This is a genomic window from Mesorhizobium sp. M7A.F.Ca.US.014.04.1.1 (genome assembly GCF_003998745.1).
Taxonomy (GTDB): Bacteria; Pseudomonadota; Alphaproteobacteria; order Rhizobiales; family Rhizobiaceae; genus Mesorhizobium; species Mesorhizobium ciceri.
Genome location: NZ_RZRW01001069.1, coordinates 1 through 1,146, shown reverse-complemented (window position 1 = coordinate 1,146; position 1,146 = coordinate 1). Strand labels below are relative to the sequence as shown.

The 1,146-nt window shown below is 63.2% G+C and carries 1 protein-coding gene and 1 pseudogene; one reads left to right on the top strand and one right to left on the bottom strand.

Translation table 11 applies throughout. The features are described 5' to 3' along the window. A pseudogene (locus tag EOA22_RS34535) lies at positions 1-305 on the bottom strand (phosphoribosylformylglycinamidine cyclo-ligase); the annotation flags it as partial. A gap of 238 nt (positions 306-543) precedes the next feature. Between EOA22_RS34535 and EOA22_RS34530 the strand changes: the two are divergent. Then, complete coding sequence (locus EOA22_RS34530) at positions 544-1,071, top strand: CDP-alcohol phosphatidyltransferase family protein (protein ID WP_013532444.1); 528 nt, start codon at positions 544-546, stop codon at positions 1,069-1,071. Positions 1,072-1,146: the final 75 nt, after the last annotated feature.

The window sequence follows — 1,146 nt, the reverse complement described above, 5'->3', positions numbered from 1 at the left end:
ATGTCGTTGACGCACATGGCGACGAGGTCGATGCCGATCGTGTCGTGCTTGCCGGCATCGATGGCGATCTTGAGCTTGGTGCCGACGCCGTCATTGGCCGCCACCAGCACCGGATCGGTAAACCCGGCCGCCTTGAGGTCGAACAGGCCGCCGAAACCGCCGATCTCGCCATCGGCGCCCGGCCGGCGCGTCGCGCGCACCAGCGGCTTGATCTTCTCGACCATGAGATTGCCGGCATCGATATCGACACCGGCCTCGGCATAGGTGAGCCCGTTCTTGCGCTTGTTCACGTCGCGCTTGCTCATTTCTGGTGCCCGTTCAGCAATTTTCCTTGTCGCGGGCTCTTCGCATGAACGGTTTCTGTCCGCAAGGATAACGGCCATCTCGGCCTACAAAACCGTGGACAGCGCGCACGTACAGGCGCTCGTGATTGGCGAAAGCCAAGCTGAAGGCCGCTCCCGTGCGGGGAGATCGGCAGCTCCTCCCTTGTTGCCACCCGCCATCTTCATCATCTATCTCCGACCAAGAGGAGGTGCCAGGCATTTGACCATCCCCAACCTGATCACCATCCTGCGCCTTGTCCTGGTGCCGGCGGTGGTGCTGGCGATGCTGCAGGCGCGCTGGGACTGGGCTTTTGCCGGGTTCCTCGTCGCCGGCATTTCGGACGGCGTCGATGGCTTCATCGCCCGCCGTTTCAATCAGCAGTCCACGCTCGGCGCCTATCTCGATCCGATCGCCGACAAGCTGCTGCTGGTTTCGGTGTTCGTGGTCATGGGCCTCATCGGGCAATTGCCGCTGTGGCTGGTCGTCACCATGGTGTCGCGCGACGCGTTGATCGTCTGCGCGGTCCTGCTGTCCGCCGTCATGGCCCATCCGGTCGAGATGAAACCGCTTTTCGTGTCGAAGGCCAACACCGCCATCCAGATCGTGCTGGCGGCGGTTGTGCTGGGTGAGCTTGCCCTGTCGGTTCATCTCGACCCGCTGAGGCCGGTTCTCATATTGCTGTCCGGGGTCTTGACCGTGGCTTCGGCCGCAGCCTATCTCGTGACTTGGCTGAGGCACATGAGCTGACATGACGCAGGCTCCACTCCGTACATCCGAGACAGAAGCGGCGGCGATCGAGGCCGCGGCCTCCGACATCGCCGC